At 47.7% G+C, this 3,641-nt stretch carries 5 protein-coding genes and 1 pseudogene; all 6 read right to left on the bottom strand.

The features are described from left to right. A pseudogene (locus tag H6S82_RS23890) lies at nucleotides 1–240 on the bottom strand (hypothetical protein); the annotation flags it as partial. 85 nt (nucleotides 241–325) lie between these two features. After that, on the bottom strand, nucleotides 326–1,330 hold the full coding sequence (locus H6S82_RS23885; RefSeq protein WP_190465114.1) for an ATP-binding SpoIIE family protein phosphatase: 1,005 nt from the start codon (nucleotides 1,328–1,330) through the stop codon (nucleotides 326–328). Between the two features lie 6 nt (nucleotides 1,331–1,336). Then, nucleotides 1,337–1,741, bottom strand: a complete 405-nt coding sequence (locus H6S82_RS23880; protein ID WP_322111909.1) for an anti-sigma regulatory factor — start codon at nucleotides 1,739–1,741, stop codon at nucleotides 1,337–1,339. Continuing rightward, nucleotides 1,722–2,117 (bottom strand): STAS domain-containing protein, encoded by a 396-nt coding sequence (locus H6S82_RS23875; protein WP_190465113.1) that lies wholly within the window; start codon nucleotides 2,115–2,117, stop codon nucleotides 1,722–1,724. Before H6S82_RS23875 ends, H6S82_RS23880 begins: the two co-directional genes overlap by 20 nt. Before the next feature lie 31 nt (nucleotides 2,118–2,148). Further along, nucleotides 2,149–2,997, bottom strand: coding sequence for an STAS domain-containing protein (locus H6S82_RS23870; protein ID WP_190465112.1), 849 nt, complete (start codon nucleotides 2,995–2,997; stop codon nucleotides 2,149–2,151). A gap of 188 nt (nucleotides 2,998–3,185) precedes the next feature. Then, on the bottom strand, nucleotides 3,186–3,641 hold a 456-nt coding region (locus tag H6S82_RS23865), incomplete at its 5' end, for a hypothetical protein (RefSeq protein ID WP_206756889.1).

Genomic DNA, 3,641 nt, shown 5'->3' with positions numbered 1-3,641 from the left:
TGCCTCAGAACTATATTGAAAAGACGCAGCTATTGGAGGCGCATGACCCTCCACCCAAAATTCAACCTTTCCGCCTTTGGCGTATTGAAAACAGTTGCGGGCAATTTCAGATACTGCGGTGGCAATGCGCGTCTGATCTTGGGAGTCAAATCCCAAAGCTTGTGCAATTTCTCGCGCTAGCTGACGTGACATTACCACATCTTGTTCGGAGCGTATTTCTATAGTTAGGAGAGTAGTCATTGCCGGGATAGATGTGAGATTTAGGGTTTTAGGTTTCAATTAAAAAATTAAATTTCCAATCTAAAATTTGAAATTTAAAATTAATTTAATTCTCTTTGGCGATTAGGACTGTTACATCGTCGCGTCCCCGGTTGAAATCGCGGTACAAAACTCCGGCGATCGAACTGGGATGTTTCGCTACTAAACCAGGATAGCGATCTAAACGCCACTGTGTCCCTAAACCATCAGAGTGCATTAGTAAAAGCCCTCCTTTTGGCCACTGATAGACAAACTCTTGGATTTTGCGAACTTCGTGTCCGACCGTACCGTTGTGGGAAACCATACTGTAGCGACCAGAATCAGAAATAACGCTGCCAGAGATGTTTCCCACCCCTGCAAAACGAAGGCTTTGTTCTGCCAAGTCCAGCTGAGCGATCGCTATGGCAGCGCCCCGCGTACTTTTGAGGGCTTGATGAGCGGCTTCTATAATTCCTGCCGGACTTTTGTCGGCATTTTCTCGAAAAATTTCGATCGCTTTTAAAGACGCTTGGGCTGCCAGAGGGCCGTGGCCTAAACCATCCGAGACTAGGAGCAGAGTGCGATCTTGGTATTGTTCGATCGCCCAAGCATCACCGGAAACCTCCTCACCTGTTTTTGGCAGACACACTACACCTATTTCTATATTGCTGTTTGGTGAGCTGGTGGGTATAGGCGTCGCCCAAAGATGACTTAATAAAACCGTGCCGACATTGGGAACAGAATGAATATCAAAAAAAGCAGAAAGGCGAATAATTGCGCCCAAACCATTGCCAGGAGTGCCTGCCGTCGAATAACCATCCCGCAGGCACTGTCCGACATCAATCATTCCCGGCCCTTTATCTAGGGCTAAAATTTCGATACCGACAATGTTATTTTTTGTGAGGGAACGCAGCAGCAGCTGACCTTCCCTAGCGTGGCGAACCAAGTTATTGGCTATCTCGGTAACTACGATGCCTACTTTTCCTCTTTCGGTTTCGTCAAAGCCGAGACGACTGGCTAAGCTCATCGCGATCCGTCGCGCATCACCAGCCTGACTGGACTCTAGGATCGACAAGGCGACGGGATCGCTCATAATTGATTACTTCCACTTTGTAATAGTGATGCGGGTGCCTTCTCCCACACGGGAAAAGATATCGAATTCGTTGACCAGTCGCTTGGAACCGCTTAACCCCATACCGAGTCCGCCTCCGGTGGTAAAGCCGTCTTTGAGCGCCAGTTCGATATCGGGAATACCTGGCCCGGAGTCTTCAAAAGTCAGACGCAGACCGCGACGGCTTTCTTGTTGCAGCGCTTCCAGTTTAACGGTGCCGCCACCGCCATAGTCGAGCGTGTTGCGTGCCAGTTCGCTTGCTGCCGTGACGATCTTAGTCTGGTCTACAAGGCTGAAACCTAATTCTACAGCCCATTTTCGCACAGCTTGCCTTACCAGCACGATATCTGAGGAGGAGTTGATGCCCATAACTTCATGCCCCTGCATCACCATTTATGTTTCCCCCTAGAGAATCTCCTAACGATGCTCGCAGGAGAGCCATACCTTTTTCCACATTTAAGGCAGTGCGAATGCCTTTGAGGGAGAGCCCCAATTCCACTAGAGTGATGGCTACAGCTGGCTGCATTCCGACAACAACCGTTTCGGCATCGAGTATGCGGGACATTTTGGCAATATTTCCCAGTACTCGCCCAATGAACGAATCCACGATCTCCAGTGCCGAAATATCGATCAGTACACCGCGAGCGTTTGTCTGGGTGATGCGGTTGGTCAGGTCGTCTTGTAAAGTCATCGCTAGACGATCGTGCATATCTACTTGAATGGTCACAAGGAGAAATTCGCCCATTTGCAGTATGGGGATGCGTTCCATAATACTTTTTTACTCCTCAAATAGCGGACTGTTAGCGTCCGATCGCAATTCCCGATCGTTTTAAAGCCAGGGCAAAAGCATCCGCTAGCGTCGCCTTAGTCGTTATATCCGCTAAATCTACACCCAAGTAGACTATTGTTTGCGCGATTTGAGGGCGAATACCGCTGATAATACAATCAGCCCCCATTAAACGAGCCGCAGTTACTGTTTTTAATAAGTGCTGGGCCGTCAGCGTATCGACTGTGGGCACTCCCGTAATATCGATGATGGCAACTTGCGAACCCGTCTCGACAATTTTCGCCAACAGAGATTCCATCACTATTTGGGTGCGGGCGCTGTCCAGGGTGCCGATGATCGGTAAGGCTAAAATGCCTTCCCACATCTTTACGACTGGCGTTGAGAGTTCCAATAACTCTTCTTGCTGGCGCAGGATCACCTCTTCGCGGCTTTTCTGATAAATCTCGGTTGTCCACAGACCCAGTTTGTCTAAGAGGTTGGTAGCAGACAGAATTTCTTCGACAAGAATTTCGTTATCTTGGAGTTCCTGACGCAGGCGCTGGAACAAGGGCTGCTTAAAGGAAAATACAAAGCTGGCTGTTTCTGTTGGGCTGAAGCCTTTCTGAGAGCGCGATCGCGAAATGGCAGCCAGCATATCCCGCACGCCACGCCACTCAGCCGATTGGATCTCGGTTAAGTTGCCTCGCTGGACAGCCTCTGCAAACAAGTCGAGGAATTCTTTACACTCTTCGCGCAGTTCGCTTTCCCTATACAAGTCTTTACGGATACCTGTTGCCATTTGCTCTTTCAGCCACTCTGACAACAGTTCGGCTTCGCGATTTTTCAGAATGTCTGGGATTTTGCTCTGTCTGTTTAAGTTCATTTGCATTCAAAACGCAGTAGGGGCAGGTTTTGTTGTTAGTTCTTTGGTTTCCATTACAAGTTTATCTGCTACCCGTTTAATTTTGATGTTTGCACTGATGGGGAAAAGGATAGATCGTTTTTCCCAAACACTAGACATATAAAAATTTGATGTTTACCATACAACGTGCGATCGAGCCATCGATATTGCTATGACACCCTACTTGGCACTGGCAGAACATTCTGCCAATAAAAAGCTTCTTTCGGTAGCGACACAGCATCAATCCTTTCAAAATCTGCACGGTTTGACTGAAAATCTGAATCGGCGCGATCGTATGCCAGCGGTGTTTCCTGATTGTCTGGAAGATAAGCCCCGTAGTATCGAAAAGTCGCATCTAAAAACCCGAATTTAGATGACATCGTTGCCAACGACATTCGCATTTCTTCTTCAGTTACCTGTCTCAGCGTACTACAAAACAGGTGTCTATACCATGATGGGATAGGGCTACTAGGATAAACACATTCTTGAACTATTTCTATATCCCAATATCCAGCACCCCAAAATCGATCGCCAATCTTCTCATTTGGTTCGCGGTCATCAAATCCAAAATGGTAGTGTTCGACAAATTTGTCTTGGTAGAACATTTTGAATTCACTCCAGCCACT

It is taken from the genome of Planktothrix sp. FACHB-1355 (assembly GCF_014748295.1).
Classification (GTDB): Bacteria; Cyanobacteriota; Cyanobacteriia; order Cyanobacteriales; family Aerosakkonemataceae; genus Aerosakkonema; species Aerosakkonema funiforme_A.
Note: the sequence above shows the minus strand (reverse complement) of the source record. Positions and strands in the feature narration are given on the sequence as shown.